This window comes from Mycobacterium shigaense (assembly GCF_002356315.1).
Classification (GTDB): domain Bacteria; phylum Actinomycetota; class Actinomycetes; order Mycobacteriales; family Mycobacteriaceae; genus Mycobacterium; species Mycobacterium shigaense.
Window position 1 is genome coordinate 2955572 of sequence record NZ_AP018164.1, and the last position, 19671, is coordinate 2975242.

At 64.5% G+C, this 19671-nt stretch carries 19 protein-coding genes; 5 read left to right on the plus strand and 14 right to left on the minus strand.

Translation table 11 applies throughout. The features are described from left to right. Positions 1-3: 3 nt before the first annotated feature. Both MSG_RS13855 and MSG_RS13860 read right to left on the minus strand, forming a co-directional pair. Positions 4-891, minus strand: coding sequence for a universal stress protein (locus MSG_RS13855; protein WP_096440422.1), 888 nt, complete (start codon positions 889-891; stop codon positions 4-6). A 59-nt stretch (positions 892-950) separates the two neighbouring features. Further along, positions 951-1865 (minus strand): universal stress protein, encoded by a 915-nt coding sequence (locus tag MSG_RS13860; protein ID WP_096440424.1) that lies wholly within the window; start codon positions 1863-1865, stop codon positions 951-953. Between the two features lie 258 nt (positions 1866-2123). Here MSG_RS13860 and MSG_RS13865 point away from each other — a divergent pair, with 258 nt between their 5' ends. Continuing rightward, on the plus strand, positions 2124-2936 hold the full coding sequence (locus tag MSG_RS13865; protein ID WP_096440426.1) for a universal stress protein: 813 nt from the start codon (positions 2124-2126) through the stop codon (positions 2934-2936). Positions 2937-2950: 14 nt separating this feature from the next. Here MSG_RS13865 and fdxA read toward each other — a convergent pair whose 3' ends face one another. The 9 genes from fdxA to MSG_RS13915 form a co-directional block, all read right to left on the minus strand. Continuing rightward, the gene (gene fdxA / locus MSG_RS13870; protein WP_096440428.1) at positions 2951-3307 is read right to left on the minus strand and encodes a ferredoxin; all 357 of its coding nucleotides are present in this window, start codon (positions 3305-3307) and stop codon (positions 2951-2953) included. 99 nt (positions 3308-3406) lie between these two features. Continuing rightward, positions 3407-4285 (minus strand): universal stress protein, encoded by an 879-nt coding sequence (locus tag MSG_RS13875; RefSeq protein ID WP_096440430.1) that lies wholly within the window; start codon positions 4283-4285, stop codon positions 3407-3409. Positions 4286-4299: 14 nt separating this feature from the next. After that, a complete protein-coding gene (locus MSG_RS13880) occupies positions 4300-4857 on the minus strand; it encodes a GNAT family N-acetyltransferase (protein WP_162899210.1) in 558 nt (185 codons plus the stop codon). Between the two features lie 553 nt (positions 4858-5410). Continuing rightward, positions 5411-7060: a GAF domain-containing sensor histidine kinase gene (locus MSG_RS13890; RefSeq protein ID WP_096444490.1), complete on the minus strand. Its 1650-nt coding sequence runs from the start codon at positions 7058-7060 to the stop codon at positions 5411-5413. Between the two features lie 151 nt (positions 7061-7211). After that, positions 7212-7868, minus strand: coding sequence for a hypoxia response regulator transcription factor DosR/DevR (dosR, locus tag MSG_RS13895; protein WP_096440436.1), 657 nt, complete (start codon positions 7866-7868; stop codon positions 7212-7214). A gap of 84 nt (positions 7869-7952) precedes the next feature. Further along, complete coding sequence (locus MSG_RS13900) at positions 7953-8903, minus strand: universal stress protein (RefSeq protein WP_232011024.1); 951 nt, start codon at positions 8901-8903, stop codon at positions 7953-7955. Between the two features lie 66 nt (positions 8904-8969). Next, positions 8970-9950, minus strand: coding sequence for a 1-phosphofructokinase family hexose kinase (locus tag MSG_RS13905; RefSeq protein ID WP_181159226.1), 981 nt, complete (start codon positions 9948-9950; stop codon positions 8970-8972). Between the two features lie 25 nt (positions 9951-9975). After that, entirely contained in the window at positions 9976-12015 is a 2040-nt protein-coding gene (locus MSG_RS13910) for an erythromycin esterase family protein (protein WP_096440442.1), read from the minus strand. A 19-nt stretch (positions 12016-12034) separates the two neighbouring features. Then, the gene (locus tag MSG_RS13915) at positions 12035-12205 is read right to left on the minus strand and encodes a hypothetical protein (protein WP_373421195.1); all 171 of its coding nucleotides are present in this window, start codon (positions 12203-12205) and stop codon (positions 12035-12037) included. A gap of 380 nt (positions 12206-12585) precedes the next feature. Between MSG_RS13915 and MSG_RS13920 the strand changes: the two genes are divergently transcribed. The 4 genes from MSG_RS13920 (at position 12586) to MSG_RS13935 (ending at position 16569) form a co-directional block, all read left to right on the plus strand. Then, positions 12586-13374 carry a bestrophin-like domain gene (locus MSG_RS13920; protein ID WP_162899211.1) on the plus strand — a complete coding sequence of 263 codons (789 nt, stop codon included), beginning with the start codon at positions 12586-12588 and terminating at the stop codon, positions 13372-13374. 68 nt (positions 13375-13442) lie between these two features. Further along, positions 13443-14297, plus strand: coding sequence for an FAD-binding oxidoreductase (locus tag MSG_RS13925; RefSeq protein WP_308737786.1), 855 nt, complete (start codon positions 13443-13445; stop codon positions 14295-14297). 26 nt (positions 14298-14323) lie between these two features. Beyond that, the gene (locus MSG_RS13930) at positions 14324-15262 is read left to right on the plus strand and encodes an alpha/beta hydrolase fold domain-containing protein (protein WP_096440446.1); all 939 of its coding nucleotides are present in this window, start codon (positions 14324-14326) and stop codon (positions 15260-15262) included. A gap of 8 nt (positions 15263-15270) precedes the next feature. After that, complete coding sequence (locus tag MSG_RS13935; protein ID WP_096440448.1) at positions 15271-16569, plus strand: cytochrome P450; 1299 nt, start codon at positions 15271-15273, stop codon at positions 16567-16569. A 61-nt stretch (positions 16570-16630) separates the two neighbouring features. On the opposite strand, the gene MSG_RS13940 is transcribed toward MSG_RS13935, so the two are convergent. The 3 genes from MSG_RS13940 to MSG_RS13950 form a co-directional block, all read right to left on the minus strand. Further along, positions 16631-16966 (minus strand): hypothetical protein, encoded by a 336-nt coding sequence (locus MSG_RS13940; protein WP_308737787.1) that lies wholly within the window; start codon positions 16964-16966, stop codon positions 16631-16633. 187 nt (positions 16967-17153) lie between these two features. Continuing rightward, a complete protein-coding gene (locus MSG_RS13945) occupies positions 17154-18605 on the minus strand; it encodes a PAS domain-containing sensor histidine kinase (RefSeq protein ID WP_232011025.1) in 1452 nt (483 codons plus the stop codon). A 74-nt stretch (positions 18606-18679) separates the two neighbouring features. Continuing rightward, positions 18680-19537 carry a universal stress protein gene (locus tag MSG_RS13950; protein WP_096440450.1) on the minus strand — a complete coding sequence of 286 codons (858 nt, stop codon included), beginning with the start codon at positions 19535-19537 and terminating at the stop codon, positions 18680-18682. Positions 19538-19671: the final 134 nt, after the last annotated feature.

The window sequence follows — 19671 nt, forward strand, 5'->3', positions numbered from 1 at the left end:
ATCTTACGAGGAACGCGCGACGATCACCGGCACCCGCACCGATTGCACGACCGCGTTGCTGACAGAACCCAACAGCGTGCCGGTCACCCAGCCGCGGCCGTGGCTGCCCAAGACGACCAGCTGGGCCGTCTCCGACTGCTCGACGATTTGCCGAGCGGGTCGGTTGCGAGCGATGACTCGAGTTACCCGAACGTCCGGGTAGCGTTCCTGCATTCCCGCCAGAGACTCGGCCAGATTCCGTTCTGCTTCCTCCCGTACCGTTTTCCATTCGTACTCGGGAAGTTCGAAATACTCCGTGTCACTCCACACATGTACCGCCCTCAGCTCGACACCGCGGCGTGACGCTTCGTCGAACGCGATGCCGGTCGCGATCTCCGATGCCGGCGACCCGTCGATACCGACCAGCACCGGGGCATCCTGAGGCGGCGGGGTATAGGAAGAACGCTCGTGTATCACCGCGACCGGGCATTGGGCACGACGCACGACGGCGGAACTCACCGATCCGAGCAGCACCCGCTCGACCGCTCCCCGTCCGGTGCTGCCGACGACGATCATCTCCGCCTGCTCAGAAATTTCGATCAAGGTCGACGCCGGGGGCGAATACCTGACCTCGCTTGCTATTTCGATCCTGTGACCGGTCGGCACTGCCTCGCGCGCGACTTTGGCCGCCTGCTCAAGCTCTTGACGACCGTCGTCTTCCTGCCACATCGGAGCTCCGGTCGGCATCGGTATCTGGGGAAACGTCGGGACGAACGTCTTGAACATGTGGACGAGCTGAAGCGGCACATTTCGCATAGCGGCATCGCGCGCCGCCCACAGAACGGCGTCATTCGACGCTGCCGACCCATCGACCCCAACGACGATGCCGTAACGCTTGCCGGGTGAAGACATTCCTATTCTCCTCTAACTACCGAAAACCCTGTGCCAGAACATCTGTCGTTCATGACGCGTTAGTCGTCAGTCGATTTGAGCTCTTGCCGATGCGGTCTGGCAACGATTACCGGCGTACGGACCGCGTGGACCACCGCATTACTGACCGACCCCAGTACGGTGCCCACCATGCCGCCTCGGCCGTGGCTGCCCACGACGACGAGCTGAGAGGATTCCGCCAACTCCATCAGCACCCGGGCCGGGCGGTCGCAGACCACGGTTCGGCGGACCATGACATCGGGGTAACGTTCCGTCCATCCCGCCAGGCGTTCCGCCAGGCTGCGCTCGGCTTCGGCCTTCACCGCCGGCCAGTCCAGCTCGGGCAACTCGAACAACGCGGTATCGCTCCACGCGTGCAGCGCGGTCAGCTCGACACCACGACGCGACGCCTCGTCGAACGCGACGGCCGTCGCGAGCTCCGACGCCGGCGTTCCATCGATTCCTACCAAAACCGGAGCTTCAATGGAGTACGGCTTCGCTGGGTCTTCGTCATGGATGACCGCCACCGGGCACCGGGCGCCCCGGACCACGCCGGAGCTGACCGAACCAACCAGAGCACGGGCCACGGCGCCGCGGCCACTGCTGCCGACGACCACCATCTCCGCCTCGTCGGACAACTCGATCAGCGTCGGGACCGGAGGTGAGCGCCTCAGGTCACTGATCACATCGATACTGCGGGCAGGCCTGGCGGCGTCTTCCGCGATCTTGATCGCCTCGTAAAGCACGCGCTGACCGTCGTCCTCCTGCCACACCGCGGCGTCCACCGTCAGCGGCATCTGCGGCCATACCGGGACGGCGGTGTTCACCATGTGGACCAGTGTCAGCGGAATGCTCCGCATCGCCGCTTCATGGGCCGCCCAGCAGACGGCGAAATTCGACGCCGATGATCCGTCGACGCCGACAACGACGCCGTGGCGCTTGACGGGTTCTGACATTTCGCCCTCCCTTTGATGTCGGTAACTGAGACGCTATTGATCCGACGGCGGCCGGTCATGAGGCTTTAGTCCCCGGATACGTGGCCCTGAGGCCCGTCCTGGGCACGCATCCACGCTGCCGCGCAAGCCACCCGGTGACCATGTGCCGCCCGGCGGGGGTCTAAGGGCCCTGCTCGAATGGCACCGGCTCGCAATAGTGTCCAAGGCAGGACCGGTCGTGAGCGTTCCGGTGCGCCAAGCCTTCGATCGGAGGATGTGATGAACCATCCGCAATTGCGGCAACGGATCGTTGTGGGTATCGACGGTTCCGACGCAGCCATCACCGCTGCCAAATGGGCTGTGGCCGAAGCGACTAGCCGCGACGTACCGTTGCGCCTGGTTCATGTCCTGCCCGAACGCCGGTCCGATGGAGCCGCCGGGGACGACAGTCTCGATATCGAATACGGCGAGACGGCGCTTCGCAGCGCCTGCGCCGCGATTCATGCCACGGGGGAACAGGTCAAGATCGAGACCGATCTTGTCCATGGATCGCCGATGAATGCTCTGATCAGCGAATCGCACGACGCGGCGATGGTCTGCATGGGGTCGGTCGGAATCGGGAACTTCGCCCGCAGGGTCATCGGGTCCACCGCTGACGCCGTTGCGCGGCAAGCTCATTGCCCCGTGGCCGTCATTCGCCACAACCGTGACGCGGACGAATCTCAATCTGGATCGATCGCCGTGGTCGTCGACGAGTCCTCTGGCAACGATGCGGTGCTCGAGCAGGGATTCCGGGAAGCGCGACTTCGCGGGGCGCCCATTCTGGCGTTGGGGGTGTGGCGTTGGGGGTTGGGCGAAATCCCATACCGCCAGTTGGATCACCGCCTAGGGCGGTGGGTGTCCGAGTACCACGAGGTCCATGTGCAACCGGCCGCCGCTCGGCGCGGGGCCGCCGAATTCATCGCGGGCACAGAGGAATCCATTCAGCTCGCGGTGGTGGGCAGCGCCGACGCCGGAGATGTCGCGCGTATCGTCGGCTCGATCAAGCCGCGCTTCCGCCACTCCGGATGCTCGGTTCTGGTCGTACGCTAATCACGACGACGGCGTTAGGGGTGACCGGGTGCCGACGCAGCGGGCATCGCCGCGATCAACGCGGTGTCGACCCCGACTCGGCCTAATGTGCTCGCGCCTCCCGGTGTACCGAGCCGGCATCCACGCCCCGGAAGCGGTTGATCGAAGAAAGCGGCGTTGTCTGCCAGGTGGTGCGCCTGGTCGTCCGGGAGATCACCCTCCCAGTAAATGGCATCCATACGGCAAGCCGGCTTGCAAGCACCACAATCGACGCACTCATCCGGATTGATGTACAGCGTTCGAGCGCCCTCGTAGATGCAGTCGACAGGGCATTCCTGCACACAGGATTTGTCCATGACATCCACACACGCGGCACCAATCACGTAGGTCATAGCTTTCGACGTTAGTCAGCGCGAGGAAGCTACGCGGCAGCCGAACGCCATCTGCTGGGAGGACCAAAGGCCCTGATGTGCCATTGCACCGACGGGCCTCTAGCGAACGACGATCACCGGCACGGTCGCGGCCTGAGCCACCGTCGAGCTGACCGAGCCAAGAAGCATGCCGGTGAACCCTCCGCGCCCGTGGCTTCCAACGATCACCAGCTGAGCGTCCTTGGACTCGTCCAGCAGCCATTTGGAGGGCTTGTCGCAGCAGATCACACGCCGTACGGGCACGTCGGGGTATTGCTCGTGCCAGCCGGCGAGACGTTCGGCGAGGACCTCCCGTCCCCGGGCCTCGCTGTCCTGCCAGTCCATCCCGACCATCGGGAACACACCGACATCACTCCAGGCATGCAGAGCCACCAGCTCGACGCCCCGGCGGGCGGCTTCATCGAAGGCCAGGGCGGTGGCCGCCTCGGAGGCCGGCGATCCGTCGATGCCGACCACCACCGGTGAATCGGGCTCGGGAGGCGCGCTGTCACCACATCGAATAACGGCCACCGGGCAATGCGCATGATGTATGAGTGCCGACGTGACCGAGCCGAGCAACAACCGCCCCACCGCTCCCATCCCCTCGCTCCCCGCCACGATCATCCACGCATCTTTGGACGCCTCGATCAGCGCGGGAGCAACGCTGGAATAGACCATTTCGGTGTGTATTTCAGGCGGCTGGAAACCAGCCAGGTGCACAGTGAGCGTTTTGCGGGCCTGATCGATGACGTGTTCACCGCTTTCCTTCTGCCACTCCGGCATTTCCACATACATTTGCCCAACCGGCCAGCCGACGACCACGGGAGCAACGGCGTGCATCAACGTGATGGGCAGGTGGCGCATCACGGCCTCATGAGCCGCCCAGGCCACCGCCGCATCGGACGACGCGGACCCGTCGACGCAGACCAATATTCCGTGTTTCGTTGTGTGCTCTGACATTTGCGCTTCCCTTGCTAAGCGATCGCTTCGGCGATCGTCGGCTTTTCGTCAAGACCATCCGGCAGCTCGATCTCCAGGTGGCGAACCGTCCCGTAATCCGTTGAAGTGCAGGGCAACCCGATATCAGCCAGCACCTTGAGCATGAGGTCGTTCACACAGAGGACATCGGCCACAAACCGTTTCACTTCATCGGTGCGGGCGATGCGGGCCAGGTGCTCGAGCAATGCCGTTCCCGCTCCCAGCGAATGATTCTCATGAGCAACCGTTGCTGCGATTTCCGCAACCTGGGGATCATCCGGGGTGACGACGTAGTTCGCCACACCGATCAGCCGGTGACCATCGAATGCGCCCAGGGCGTACCACCCCTGTGCGGGCTCGGTCATCTTGGTAATGAGCTGACGTAAGTCAATCGGGTTCAGCGTGAAGAAGCGGAAATACCGATCTCGGTCGCTGAGGTGTTGGTGAAGCGCCAAGATCGCGTCGGCGTCGTCGGCCCCGAGGCGGCGCAGGGTTATCCGTCGTCCGTCGAGCAATCGAGCCGTGGCGGCGAACTCCGCCGGCTGATCGCTCATCATCACTCCTCAAAAGTCTTGCCCGCCGAGAGTTCGCAGCCAGGTGTGCTGCCCTGCACATCACGCTATGGCCGGCCCCGGCCGCCCGGCAGGGCCGTTGGACTCCCGTCCCGGCGCCTTTGGTCCCGTACGACCCGAGGCCGTGCCGCGTCCGGGTCGCGCGGTGAGGTGCCGGGGCCGGTCAATCACCGTGGCATGCCGTTACGGACAGCCGTAATATCTACCGCTATGGCCGCTCATCGGCTTCGCTGCGGTAGCTGCGGGTCCGTGTTCTACGGTCGTGCCGACGCGCGCTTCTGCTGCGGGGCCTGCCGGCAGCAGGCCTACCGAGAACGGGCCCACGAGGCCCAGTTTGCCGCCACGCGGGGCCGGGCCGCCTCGACGCGGGGCCAGGCCGCGGCGACGCGGCGCAGCGCGCAAGAAACCTGCGTGCGCGCAAGGGCGGTTCGGGAAGAGACGCACGAAACGCTGCGCAAGTCCCGAGCAACCCTCATCGCGTGCAAACAGCCGCTCACGGATCGCACCGGGCCGGGTCGGTGACCTTCGCCCGCGGTCAGTGATCGGCCAGCGGCGCCGTCCAGCGAACTCGCATACCGTCGCCGGGAGCGCTGATGATCTCGCATCGTCCGCCGACCTGTTCGGCCCGGTATGACATGTTGGCGAGACCGCTGCGGCGTGCGTTGTCGACGGGCATTCCCTCACCATCGTCGACGATCTCGACGGTGAGCATGTCGTCCACTCGGACTTCGATGTTCAGCCGGGAGGCGCCAGAGTGGCGAACAGCATTGCTGACGGCTTCCGCGGTGACCGCTTCAGCATGGTCGGCTAATTCACCGCTCACCGCAGTCGTGGGTCCGTACATCCGGAGGGTGGTGATGATGTCGCGGTTATCGGTCAGCTGGGCCACCACACGTTGGATCCGATTCCGAAAGTCCCCATCGAGCTCCGGTGGGGATTTCAGCTGGAAAATGGTGGTGCGGATCTCTTCGATGATGGTCTGCAGATCGTCCAACGTACGGTTGAGCCGGTCGGCGACCTCCGGTGAACGTACCCGAGCGACTGTTCCCTGCAGGTCCATGCCGGCGGCAAACAGCCGCTGGATGACGTGGTCGTGCAAGTCGTGGGCGATGCGCTCGCGTTCGCCGACCAGCGTCAGCTGTCGGGCATGCTCGCGACCAGTGGCGAGCATGAGCGCGATCGCGGCGTGTGTTGCGAAGTCGCTCACCAGGTCGAGGTAGCTGTCGTGGAACGGTGGCAGGCCGGCGCCGCGCGCCAGCGCGATCACGCCGGCGACTTCATCGCGCGTCCGTAGCGGCATCACGATCGCAGAACGCTGCCCGACATCGGTAAATGCCTGTATCGGATAGCGCAGCGCGTCGGTGATCAACGGCTCACCCGTCCGAAATACCTGGCCGCTGGTGGAGGCGTCGACTGGAACCCGCTGGCCCAGCACCTCAGCGGCGTTCATCCCCACCGCGGCAGAGACGATCAGCGTGTCGATTTCGTCAATAGGTTCATCGGCGTCAAGCGGAACGAGCACGATCGCTTGTTCGGATTCCGTTAGGGCACAAGCACGTTCGGCGATCAACTGAAGGGGAGGAATACCTGGCTCGACACTGGACAGCAGGGCGGTGGTGATTTCCCTGCTGGCGTCCATCCACTTCACCGACATACGCTCGCGTTCGAATATTTGGGCGTTGTCGATCGCAACTGCGGCCGCGAACGCCAATGCGCGCGCGGCGACCTCATCAGATTCCGAGAACAAACGCTCCGGTTCGTCGTGGGTCAGATAAAGGTTGCCAAATACCTTGCCGCGGACCGTGATCGGGACACCGATGAATGCCTGCATCGGCGGATGATGCTCGGGGAACCCAACGGCCGCCGGGTGCTTCGTCAGGTCGTCCAGGCGCAATGCCGGCGCATCGAGGAGCGACAGGCTCAGAACGCCTTTGCCGACCGGCAGCGGCCCGATCTCGTGCGCCAGGTCCGCGTCGATTCCGTCGTGGACAAACGCGACCAACATGCCGTCGGAATCGCGGATCGCCAGCGCGCCGTACGGGGCCGACGTCAGATCGCGGGCTGCCCGGACTATCCGCCGCAGCGTCGCGTCCAAGTCGAGATCCGAACCGATCTCGACGATCACCTGCAGCAGCTGCTCCATTTGGTCGCGAGCAGCCAACAACTCGTCCAGTTGCTCATGCATCCTGTGGACGAGCCCGCGTTGCCCCAGACCGGCAAAAGCCGAGGTGCTGTCGTCGCTGGCCACCCGAACCAGCTTAATCGCATGGAATCAGCACCCCAAGAAGTAACCGCCAGCGAGCAGCGCGGCGCCGCTGCGCTGGCCAACTGCCTGGTTAGGTGTCCACGTTTGGCGGGGGGGGCTGCTGGTCCAGCTTCGAGGCGAATACCGCCGCCTGCGTCCGCCTTTCCATGCCGAGTTTGGCCAGCAACCGCGATACGTAGTTCTTCACGGTCTTCTCCGCGAGGAACATGCGAGCGGCGATTTGCCTGTTGGTCAATCCCTCGCTCAGGAGCGCGAGCAGGGTCCGCTCCCGCTCAGTCAATCCGGACAGGGGGTCTTTGTTCTCAGCGGCGCCGCGCAGTTTCGACATCAACGCCGCTGCTGCCCGATTGTCGAGCAATGACTTTCCGGCACCGACGTCTTTTATCGCCTGCGCCAACTCCATACCCCTGATGTCCTTGACGACATAGCCGCTGGCTCCGGCGAGAATCGCCTCGAGCATCGCCTCGTCGGAGGTAAACGACGTCAGCATCAGACACCGCAGTTCGGGAAGGGTCGACAGCAGGTCGCGGCACAACTCGATTCCGTTTCCATCGGGAAGACGCACATCAAGCACCGCGACATCGGGCTGCAACGCGGGTATGCGCACCAGCGCCTCGGCCACCGAGCCCGCATCACCGATGACCTCGAGTTCCGGGTCCGCTGCCAGCAGGTCGGCCAGACCGCGACGAACTACCTCATGATCGTCGACCAGAAAAACCCTAACCATCGTGTGTCCTTCCTAACCGGCCACTCCTGGAAAGAATGATGCACGCCCAATGTCAATATCCCACACCGCCGCGTTCGTCCGGTTTCACAAATTCTGCTGGTTGACGATGAGCAGCGAGCACTGGGCGTCACGCAGGATGGCACTGCCCCGCGGTCCGAGCAGTTCGTCGAGGTGCGGTCGGCTGTGCGCCCCCACGACCATGAGCGTCGTCGCGCGGCGCTTGTGAGCCACATAGTCCAGCAGACTGCCGTGTGCCACCACCGACTCCACCCGGACATCGGGATAACGCCGTCTCCATCGGGCCAGCCGGCGATCGAGATCAGCGCGTGCCCGGTGATCGCCATCGGTCGTGGTGTCGTCGCCGCCGGGCGCCGCGGGCGCGCATACCACCGCTCGCACTCCCACGTTGCGTAAGCTGGCTTCCTCTATGGCGGTACCCAGCAAAACGCCGTTGTCGGGCGAGCCGTTCACTTCCACGACAACGTCATCCGCGCGCTGCGCGGGGCGCTGCTCGTGGTGACCCCGGACGATCGCGACCGGGCAGCGCGCCGAGACGGCCAAAGCCCCAGCGGTGGAACCTGTTCGGCCTGGTTCGAAGTGACGCAAACCGAGTGCGCCCACACATACCAGGGATGCTGCCGCCGATGCGCGAATCAAGGATCCGACCGGCGGCCCCTGGGCTATCTCGGTCTCTATTTTCACCAGCTGGTTCTTGGCTTCGATCGCCGTGACTGCCCGCTGGATCGCCGTCTGCGCCGCGGTGAGCTTGCTGGCCATGGCGTCCGGTTCTACTTCGTGGCCGTTTTCCTGCCCAACAGTGTGGAGCAGACGCAGGGGCACGTCCCGGCGCACCGCCTCGTCGACCGCCCAGAGCGCGGCATGGATGGCCGCCTTGGAGCCGTCTATACCGACGACAACCGGTCGGTAGATAGGCAACTCACTCATCGCAGTGCGCTCCTTGCCAAGCGGCGGCCGATCGATTCGATCGGTTGAAGGCAACGCTATTGAGTCAGGCGTCGTTTTCGAAGGGGCCATAAGGCCCCTCCGTGGTTGTCGTTCGTCCCGACGCGGGGCGATATTCCAGGTGTCCGCAACGGGCCTTCAGGTGCCGCGCGTCAGGTCACAGGGTTCGCCAGACACCGCGAATAGCCTTTCCACATCCGCTCGTTCGCAGACCGCCGTCCCGGGAGTCGTCAGCATGGCCGCGCCCGCCGCAATGCCCAATCGGACGGATTTGATCAGCGGCCAACCGCGGGCAAGCCCTATGACGATGGCGGAAACCATGGCATCGCCTGCGCCAACGCCGCTTCTGCCCAGGGTCGGAATGGCCGAAAATCGCTGGCTAGCCCGCTCCGTGGCGAGTAGCGCCCCGTTGGCTCCCAGCGACACCAATACCACTTCGGCGCAACCCTTTTCAATCAGGCCGCGCGCGGCGGCGATTTGTTCGGCCTCGGTAACCAGCGGTAGTTCGACGCATTCCCGCAACTCACGCAGGCTTGCTTTGAGCAGATATATCCCGGACGACACGTGCTTCAAGCCTCCGCCCGAGGTATCCAGGATCAAGCGGGCACCCAGACTCCCGCAGATGGCGGCCACGCGCTGGTAAAAGTCCGCGGGCACGCCCGGCGGCAGGCTGCCGCTCGCCACGACGAATTGGGCCGATTTCGCCAACTTCCGTAGGTGTTCTAGGCAACGTGACTGTTCTGCCGGCGTCAGGCTCGGCCCGGGAAGGACAAAACGGTATTGCTCACCGGTGCTGTCCTCGTTGACGGTGAAGCTTTCCCTCGTCGCGGCCGCGATCCCGACGTGCCGAAAAGGCACACCCGCGCCATTGAGCAGCGACATGAGGAGATCACCGGTCGGGCCGCCGGCCGGAAAGAGCGCTAGCACCGAACCACCGAGTACACGCGCCACCCGGGCGACGTTGATGCCACCACCGCCGGGGTCGTAACGTGGTGTGCCGCAGCGTAATTTGTCAGTAGTCCGGACGACGTCGACGCTCGTGGTGATGTCCAGCGCCGGATTCATGGTCAACGTGACGATCTGCGCTCGGCTATCCCCCGGCCCGGCTGGCGGTTGCATTTCGCGTCGACTCCAGTCGTGCTTGCTATAGCCCGGACGGGTAAGTTTCGGGTGTTTCGCCGACGATCCACAGACTCGTAGGCTCTAGGGGTTCGAGCGCACGGGTCTGATCGATATGAATCATCGCGTCGAACTGGTCCGCGGGCCGGACGTGGAAATAGTGACTTTGTCGCTCTGTTTCCGGCCGGTAGATCACCCCGATGGCACGTCCCAAGCGAACGACGCTGAGCGGGTCGGCCGCGTCCGGGCTGAGGTCCGCCGAGACCAGGAAAGATTTCCGGCCGGTCTCGTGGAGGAGTTCCTCGATGCTCCCATTGAGCGCTGGACGAACGCCCTTCCGCTCGGCGATGCCACCCCATTCGCTGGCGGCGGTGACGGTGCCGGCGTAAGTGCTGAGCCCGATCAGGCGCGCCTGATCGCCATATCGTTGGCGAACGAGTTGGCCGAGCGTGAGCTGCCCGTCTGACGAGACCTCGGTTGCCCGCGCATCACCCACGTGAGAGTTGTGTGCCCACACTACTATTCGTGCCGACGGAACGTCGTGATGCCGATCCAAATGTTTCAGCAGCGCGTCAAGAGTTTGCGCCATATGCTGATCGCGCAGATTCCACGAAGTGACTCGGCCGCTGAACATGGCACGGTAGTACTCCTCCGCGTTGCGAACCGTTTGCGCGTTCTGCTCCGCATAGAACAGTTCGTCTTCGGCGAGCAGTCCGTCCCTGCGGGCGTAGGCCAAAGCGTTGCGCTGGATCTCGACCAACTGCTCGATCGCTTGCCGCTCGCACGATGGTCCGGCGCCGAATGCCGCGGAGAACCCGTACGCTTGACCATCATCGGCCGACGCATGGTCGAAGCACGCATAGCGTTCCCGGGCCCGCGCCGCAGCCTTGGGGTCGACCTTGTCCAGGTAGGCGATCACCTCCTGCATCGAGCGATGCAGGCTGTAGAGATCCAATCCATAGAACCCGGCCTGCGGCTGATCACCAGAGTGTTGCCGCCGGTTTCGTATCCGCAGCCAATCGACGAAGTCACGGACAACGGTATTGCGCCACATCCAGGCCGGAAAGCGCTCGAAGCCGCTCAACGCGTCGTTCACGCTCTCGTCTACTCCGTGCCCGCGGACGTACCGATTCACCCGATAGGCGTCGGGCCAGTCCGCCTCCGCGGCAACGGCGCAAAACCCCTTCTCCTCGATCAGCCATTTCGTGATGGTGGCCCGAGCCTCGTAGAACTCGTGCGTACCATGCGAACTCTCGCCGATCAGCACGACCCGCGCGTCACCGATCAGCTCTTCCAACGCCTCGCGCGGCGGGACACCCTCCGGGGCATCGATCGCGACGCTCCCGATCACCTCAGCCGCGGTCCGGCCGGCCGGTCGGGCCGCCACCTCTGTGGTGGGAGTGGCGAGCAGCTGATGCACCTCCTCGTCGGTGACCTGTCGGAAATCCCAGAACGACTCCCCCACCGCAAGGAAAGGGGTGGGCATGCTCGCACAGACCACGTTGTCGACGAGTCCGGCAAATTCCCGGCAGGTGGATTCCGGGGCCGCCGGCACCGCAATCGCGATGTGGGCGGGATCGGCCTCTCGAAGAGCCTGCACCGCGGCGAACATGCTTGCACCCGTAGCTAATCCGTCGTCGACCAGAATGACGGTCTTGCCGGTCACGTCCAACGGCGCGCGTCCACCGCGATACGACGCCTCGCGCCGGAGCAGTTCTCGGCCTTCGCGCTCGGCCACGGCACGCAGTTGCTCGGGCGTGATCCGCAAGCCGCGCATCACGTCATCGTTGACCACCACACGGCCGCCGCTCGCCAACGCCCCCACCGCAAATTCCTCATGTCCCGGAACACCGAGCTTGCGCACGATAAAGGCATCCAGCGGAGCCCCCAGGGCCGCCGCCACCTCCCATGCCACGGGTAAGCCACCCCTCGCCAGGCCCAGGACAATCACATCCGGCCTGTTGCGGTAGGCACTCAGGAGGTTCGCCAGCACCCGGCCGGCCTCGCGGCGGTCGCGAAACACGCGCCGCGGCGGACGCCGGGAAACATCAGCTGCTCTAGTCATCGCACAACCGCTATCGCCGTCAGTTGGCGAACTGAATCTGAACGTGCCGTTCCGCCGGCCCATCCTCGAGCCGCATCACTCGGGAGTCGAAGACCGGACGCAGCCCGGCCAGGGCGGGAAATCCGGCGAACAACTCAGGGAATTCGGGAAAGAGCGACCTCGGCTTACGTTGAACGGCAAGAATACTCATGGGTATCTCCTAAATTCGATCTTGCCCGATGCGAAGTCCATCTGACCAAGTCAGCCAAATCGTCAAAAGAGTCCGAAGTCCCAACGCTGTGGGCCGTCCGTCAGCTCTCGCACACGCGTGGCCAGCGGCGCTGGTCGGCTGGTTGTCACAGCGCCAGTGGGGCCGGTTGTAGCCCGTGGCGTTACCTGCGAGTGCGCGCGGCTTCCAGCGCGAGGGCGACTTGGGCTTCGGCGCTCGCCACGGCGCGACTGGTGCAGTTGGATCCCGAATCGGCCGGCTGGTATATAAAAGCCTGCACCTGATCCGGAAGCGGGGCCCCACAGATGACCGTCACCCTAGGCTCCGCGCTCATTTCGCTTTTCCTGGTCTTCGCTGTCGCGGTGGCGCTGGGACTCGGGATCCGCCGAGCGGCGGTGCGCCGCGGCGTCAGCGACAACGAGAATCCGCTGGGCAACAACGAAGGCCTCGGCCCAGCCGTGGGTTTTATCAGCGGGTCGACGGCTTTCCTCCTCGGAGTCTTGATGCTGGCCTCACTGAATCACTATGACCGCGCCAAGGAGATCGTCGCCGACGAGGCGCTTGCGTACTCCGCGGCGTTCGACGGCACCGCCGGGCTGGCCCCGGCCGACCAGGCCAAGATCCGGCGGGATCTCGTGTGCCTGATGCGATCGGTCACCACCAAATCCTGGGCCGCCGCGTCAACACAGGATCTCACCGGATCGGAAAACTCCCACGCCTGGCGGGCACGCGCATTTGATGATCTGAACGCCGCCGAGCCGAAGACGAAAGCGCAAGAGAGCAGCGTCGGGATCGTCAATTCCCAGCTGATCAATGCGTCCAAAGCGGGGCAACACCGACTGCTGGTCGCCGAGGGGGATCTTCCCACCGCGCTGTGGATTCTCGTGTATGTCAGCATATTCGCGCTGGCTTCGATGCTCACTGCACTGCTACGGGACTATTTGAGTCCGACTCTGGCCGCCGCAGCGCTGACGGCGCTCCTGATAGTCAGCGCCGCCATGGTGACGACGCTGACGGTGTTCGCCGAGCCCTTCTCCCAGGGAGACGGTGTCTACATTTCGCCCCGGGCCCTCAACGCCGTCATGATCCGCCTGCAGGGCTCCTACCCCGACACCAACTGGGCGCCGTGCGAGACCCTCGTAAACTCCTAGACTCCTCACGCGCGTCGAGGAAGCCGGCGGTGCCGGCGCGCTAATTTTGCCCGGGCGGCGCAGCGACTGTGCGAAATCAGGGCTTCTTCATCGGCGACGTCACCGTCCCCCGCCAACACATCCCGGAGATGCAGCAGGCAATCCAGGATGCCGCCAAGCGGCACTCCGATGCGCTGCTGTTCATCGCGGTGACCGGGCATGCCGGTGACGGTGACCTGCACCCGACCACGTTCTACGACAAGGAGAACCCTGATGCGGCAGCAGCGCTGGAGGCCGCCAACAACGAAATCATCGAAGCGGCACTGAGATTGGGTGGCACCATCACCGGCGAGCATGGTGTTGGTACCGAGAAGATCCAATTCATGACCAAACGCTTCACCCCGGCCGAGATCGCCGCCCAGCGCGTCCTCAAGCGGGTCTTCGATCCCGCGCAGCGTTTCAATCCCGGCATCATGCTGCCCGAAGCTTCGCCCGAGGAACCCGTGCTGCCCGCTTTCGAGGTTGCGGTGCGCGCCGCGCTCGACCGTCATCCGGGTTCGGCCGCGCACGTCGACGGTGCCGACACCACGGTGGAGGTGAACACCGGCAACTTAAACTTGGCGGTCGGCGCCGCGGTCACCCTCGGCGAACTCTTGCAGAAGCTGGAAGAGCAAGGCGTTGCCTGCCCCGCCATCCCCGCCGCTGACCCGGAGCGCACCGTCGGCGAACTGATCGCGACCGCCAGCGGTGCCGAACGCCTGGCCGTGCGCCACGGGTTGCTCGGCGTGGAGGCCGTTCTCCCCGACGGCGCCCACGCCGCCCGCTTCGGCGGCCAGAATATGAAAGACGTCGCGGGCTACGACACCAAACGCCTATTCATCGGCGGCAACAACGCATTCGGAACGATCGCCAGCGCCATCTTCAAGATTGCGGTCACCCGGTGACGGCGCGGGCGCGATAACGCGGACTCATGTCCTGGCAGATGCACGCCATCGCTACCTACGGGGGGCTGATACGTCGACCCCGCACCTACGCGACACCCCAAAGCGCGCGCGCCTACCTCAACCGCCCCAAGGGTGCCGGTGAACCACCCCCACAACTGGTCACGTCAGCTCGCTACCGGCTGACCCGCGGCGTCGTGAACGGGTTCGTCTGCCACACGGTGCAATCCGCGAACAGCGAGCACATTTCTGTCGGTGGGCCGTCGGTCATCTACGTCCACGGCGGTGCCTACGTCAACCAAATCCAGCGTGCGCACTGGAAACTGGTCTGCGCTATCGCCGATGCGACCCGCCGCCCGGTGCACGTACCGCTCTATGGGCTCGCACCGCAGCACTGCGCCGAAGAAGCGATCGACTTCCTTGGGATAGTCATGGGCCGGGCCGCACAGCATGGGTCCGTCTACCTGGCCGGCGACTCCTCGGGAGCAGGGCTGGCGCTGGCAGCTACCCAATCAATCATCAGCGCCGGCGCTACCCCACCCCTAGGCCTGACTCTGATCAGTCCCTGGCTCGACATCGCACTCACTAATCCCGCCATTGACACCATCGCAGAGCGCGACCCGTGGCTCGCGGTTCCCGGGCTGCGCGAGTGCGGCCAGGTGTGGGCGGGAAACCTGTCCGCGGAGGACAGCCGAGTCAGCCCCATCTTCGGTGAGTTGCACAACCTTCCGCTGATCGACCTCTATGTCGGCGACCGCGACATTTTCGTCGCCGACTGCCGTCGGCTACGCGACGGCACCGGCACCGGCACCGGCCGCATGACCTACCACGAGCAGCCCGGGGCGATTCATGTCTACCCACTTCTACCGGTTCCTGAAGCCAAGCCTGCACGACATAGGTTGCTCAGCCACATTGATGCCGCTGTCAGCACGGCGCGCAACGACGACGACCGCCGCGATCTACATTAGGAGACTTGATGAGCCGCGCAGTCGTCTTGCCGCACGCCTCCACACTCGAGAGCTTGCGCTTCACAACGCTGGTGGCACTGCCCAATCTGGCCGAGGGACTGTTCAGTCGCCGGCCCGTAGTGACCGCTGCGCTGAACCAGCTCGGTGTCGCCCGCCGTGCACACCGACTGCTAGCTGCCTTGCATCGCCGCTACGGTGACGGACCTGTCTGGGTGAACGTAGCGGGCAAGCCGACGCTGCTCGTCTTGGGCCCTGATCAGATCCGCTTCGTTCTCTCCCACGCGCCCGAGCCTTTCGCGTCCGATCCCGAACCAAAGCTCTCCGGAATGAGCAAATTTCAGCCGCATGCCCTGACAATATCCCGGGGCGATCACTGGTCCGACCGCCGTCGATTCGCCGACGTAGTGCTGAAGCACGCCACTGGCGGCGGGACGCTCGCGAATCGATGCGACACCGTCGCCGACGAGGAAGCCCGGACGCTCCCCGACAACCTCGATTGGCCACGGTTTCACACGGCACTACAGCGGATTGCACGCCGGATTATACTGGGCGACAACGCCATCGACGACACGCAAATCTCGGCGCAACTGGCCACCCTGATGAGTAAGGCCAACCCGCCCGGCAAGGGCGACCCCAAGCTGTTCACTATCTTCCTGGCCGCCCTGGACCGCTACGTGCAAGCCGCAGACCCAGACGGCCTGGTCGGCCTGCTGGCCGAGGCGCCCGCCAGCGACGTAACTCATCCGACCCATCAAGTAATTCACTGGATGTTCGCGATGGGTGACACGTTGGCGATCAACCTCTGGCGTTGTCTGGCGCTGCTGGCCACGCACCCTGACATCCTGATGAAGGCGCAGAGCGGAATCGATCAAAACAACAGCCATGACTACCTCGTTGGCTGCCTATGCGAAGCAATGCGCCTGTGGCCCAGCACGCCCGTACTGGCGAGAACGCTCACCCGGACCACTGAGTGGGATGGCGCAACGGTGCCCGAAGGCACCCACGTCATGATCGTCAACACCTTCAATCACCGCGACACCAGCCGGTTGCCCGAGGCCGACCGCTTCAGTCCCACTGCGTGGACCGAAGGGTCCGCTAACACCTCGTGGTCATTGAACTTCTTCAGTCACGGCCCTCAAGGATGTCCCGGAGCCGACCTTGCGCTGCAGCTCGGCGCCGTCGTTTTGACAGCAGTACTAGGCGAGCGCAGCCCAACGGCGACGGGCGCCAAACTCAATCCACACCAGCCGTTGCCTCTGACGCTCGACCACTCGCGCGTCGAGATTCGATTGACACCTCGCCACTGACAACAGCTGCCTTGCGCACCGGGCGACGGCGCCCGGAACCGCTGGACCACTCACCGCGGACTCAGCTGTCGCGCACCACGCCGATGTAGCACATCACGCGATCGAGAAGGAGGTCATAAGCGTCGCCATCTTCCACGATGCGGTGCAGCCCCCGACGGCGAAGGTAGCCGTCGAGTCGTCGATCCAGCGGCCAGTCGGCATAAGTGTCGTCGGCGTAGTCCGAATTCATGAAATGCCAGGCAAGTGCATCGACATCCGCGTCCGTGAGCAACACTGAACCGCTTGACGTAGCGCTCATTTCGCTTCCTTCGCCGGCAAGGAATACATGAATCGGGGGTGTGACCAACTGCGGGCCCTGCGCCGATCCGGCCACAGGGAATTCAGCAGGTTGAACCATTGATCACGAGTTATCTGCCTGGCCTCCGGAATCCGCGACTGCAGGTTCCGCCTGTCGTGGACTCCCACTGTTTCACTCCTACCGCGCGGCGGCCAAAGAACCAGTTCCATGCTCGCGGCGTTGTCAGGCGACGAATAGGGCCGAAGTCCCCTAAAGTCACAATGCGGGCAGGGCGTGCCGGACGCGCCTAGGGCAACGGGACCGTCCACCGCAGCCGGGTGCCACCGCCCGGGTCGGCGCGAACGCTCAGGGTGCCTCCCGCCGCCTCAGCACGTTTGCGCAGGCCGCTCAAGCCGGTTCCTACGACGTGGTCCGGGATGCCTCTACCGTTGTCGGCGACGTCGATCCGCAGGTCGTCCGCGACATCGATCGCCACGATCAGCCTGCTGGCTCCCGAATGCTTTACCGCATTCCCAATCGCTTCCTTCAGGACTGCTTCGGCGTGCTCCGCCAACGCCGGTTCGACAACCGACAGGGGGCCCTTGTACTGCACGGTGGTGGCGAGATCCTGAGAGAGTTCGTTGATTACGTCGTCGAGACGCTGACGCAGGCCGGGAGTATCGCTCGGTCCGACGCGCAGACCGAAGATCGCATTGCGAAAGTCCTGCACGACCCCGTGCAGGTCGTCCACCGCCGCGCTCAGGCGTTGCTGCACCTCGGGCGACCGCGCCCGCGGGATGGTGCCTTCCAGCGCCAGTCCGACAGCGAAAACTCGTTGGAGCGCGTGATCCTGCAGGTCGCCGGCGATGCGCTCGCGTTCGGCGAAAACCTCGGTCTCGGCCCGCGCATCGGCAAGCTGCGACCGAAGCGCCAGCTGCTCGGTGACATCGCGGATTGCTGCCGAAACCAACACGCCCTGGTCGGTGCGCAACGGGCTCAGGCTCACCTCGATCGGAAACTCGCTGCCGTCACGCCGCTGCCCCCATAGCTGCAGACCCACTCCCATCTGCCGCGGCACGAGCTCGGCAAAAAAATCGGCGCGGTGGCGCTCATGATCGCCGCGAAACTGTGGCGGAATGAGGACCTCGACCGTGCAACCGATCAACTCCTCGCGCGAATAGCCGAACATCTGGTCGGTCCGGGCATTGGCGAGCATGATGCGACCGTCCGACGCGACGATCACCATCGCGTCCGGTGCCGACTCCAACAGCCCGTGAAACATGGTTTCGGCCCGCTGATGCTCGGCGGTCAGGTCCCGGAATATCTGCGTGAAACCCGTGACTTCGCCAGTCTCGGCGTGAATCGAACCTAGTAGCACGCCGGCGCGGAATCGCCGACCGTCCTTGCGCAGTCGCCAGCCCTCGAACTCCAAGCGCCCCGACTCGCGCGCGGCGGAAAGCTCTCGTTCGGGCATCCCCGCCCGGCGGTCCTCTTCGAGGTAGAACGTCGACATCGGCCGGTCGAGGATGTCGGCAGCCGAGTATCCCGTCAACGCGTGCGCGCCCGGGCACCAGCGAACCACGTTGCCGTCTACATCGAGTTGGGCGATTGCGTAATCGCCGATGGCATCCAACATCGCGTCAACGTCGCAAAGGCGTTCTTGCGCGCTCTTATTCAGCAACGTCGCGCTTAGGTAGCGTTCAGCTCCCGGCGATGTCATCAGGCTCGGCCCTTTCTCGTCCTCTTCCAAGCCCCACACGCCCAGATGCTACCGTCCGCATTCTCGCCGGCACCGCGGATTACTTGCGGTGAACTAGCTCCGCCGAATGATTGTCATGGCTGGCGGGCCAACCTCTCCAAGCCGACGACGAGCAGTGAGCAGTCGCTGGCCCGCAAGGCCTGCCCTCCATCGGGGCCGAGCAGCTGTTGCACCTCACCGGCCCTGGCTGAACTGATCATGATCAGCTGGGTGGTCGCGGCGTGAGCGCATACATAACCGAGAAACGAACCCGCCAACGGCTCGATGCCGATCTCGACCTCCGGATAATCGTTTCGCAGACGCTGCAACAGAACGTCCAAAGCCCCACGGTTCGTCCGATCACCGTGGCCGCCCCTGCCTGAGGATTGCGCTGTGGTGAGCACTCGCAGGGGGGCCTGACGCCGCAGGGCCTCGTCGACGGCGAAGTCCAAAACATCGAGATCGTCGGGCGACTCGTCGACACGCGCCAGTATGCAACGGGCACCGGACCTCGCCGCGCCGCTTCCTCGAACGATTGCGACCGAGCAGTGAGCAGACCGCGCCAATTCTCTTGCCGTGGAACCCAGCCAGTCGTCCGGATGTTGCGCCGCACCCTTATCCCCCACACATAGCAACGTCGCGAAACGGGAAGCAGCGATCAGTGCCGGCACGGGTCGTCCGTCGAAGATTTCGGCCTCGAGCTTCAACGACTCGCCCATTTCGTCGACGGCGCTGCACGCACCGTGCACCACCTCCTCCGAAGCCATCAGCGCCGCCCTCGCCCCACTATGCTCGGTCGAACAGGCTGGCGTGACATAGATCAGGCGAAGCGGAATATCGGTGCCGGCTACCTCTGGGACGGCCCAGCGAGCGGCACGAATCGCGGCCTGCGATCCGTCGATGCCGACGATGACGGACTTGGGTGGATACCGATCCAACATGGCAGACTCCATGCGACTGAGCGATTTCGAGGACTCGTACAAGACGCTAGTTGGTGCCTCCACTCACCCTGAGAGCCTTTGGTACTCACTTGGAGATTCCTTGTCCCTCGCGTAGCGCCACCGGCTGGTCTGGGGTGCACACGCGT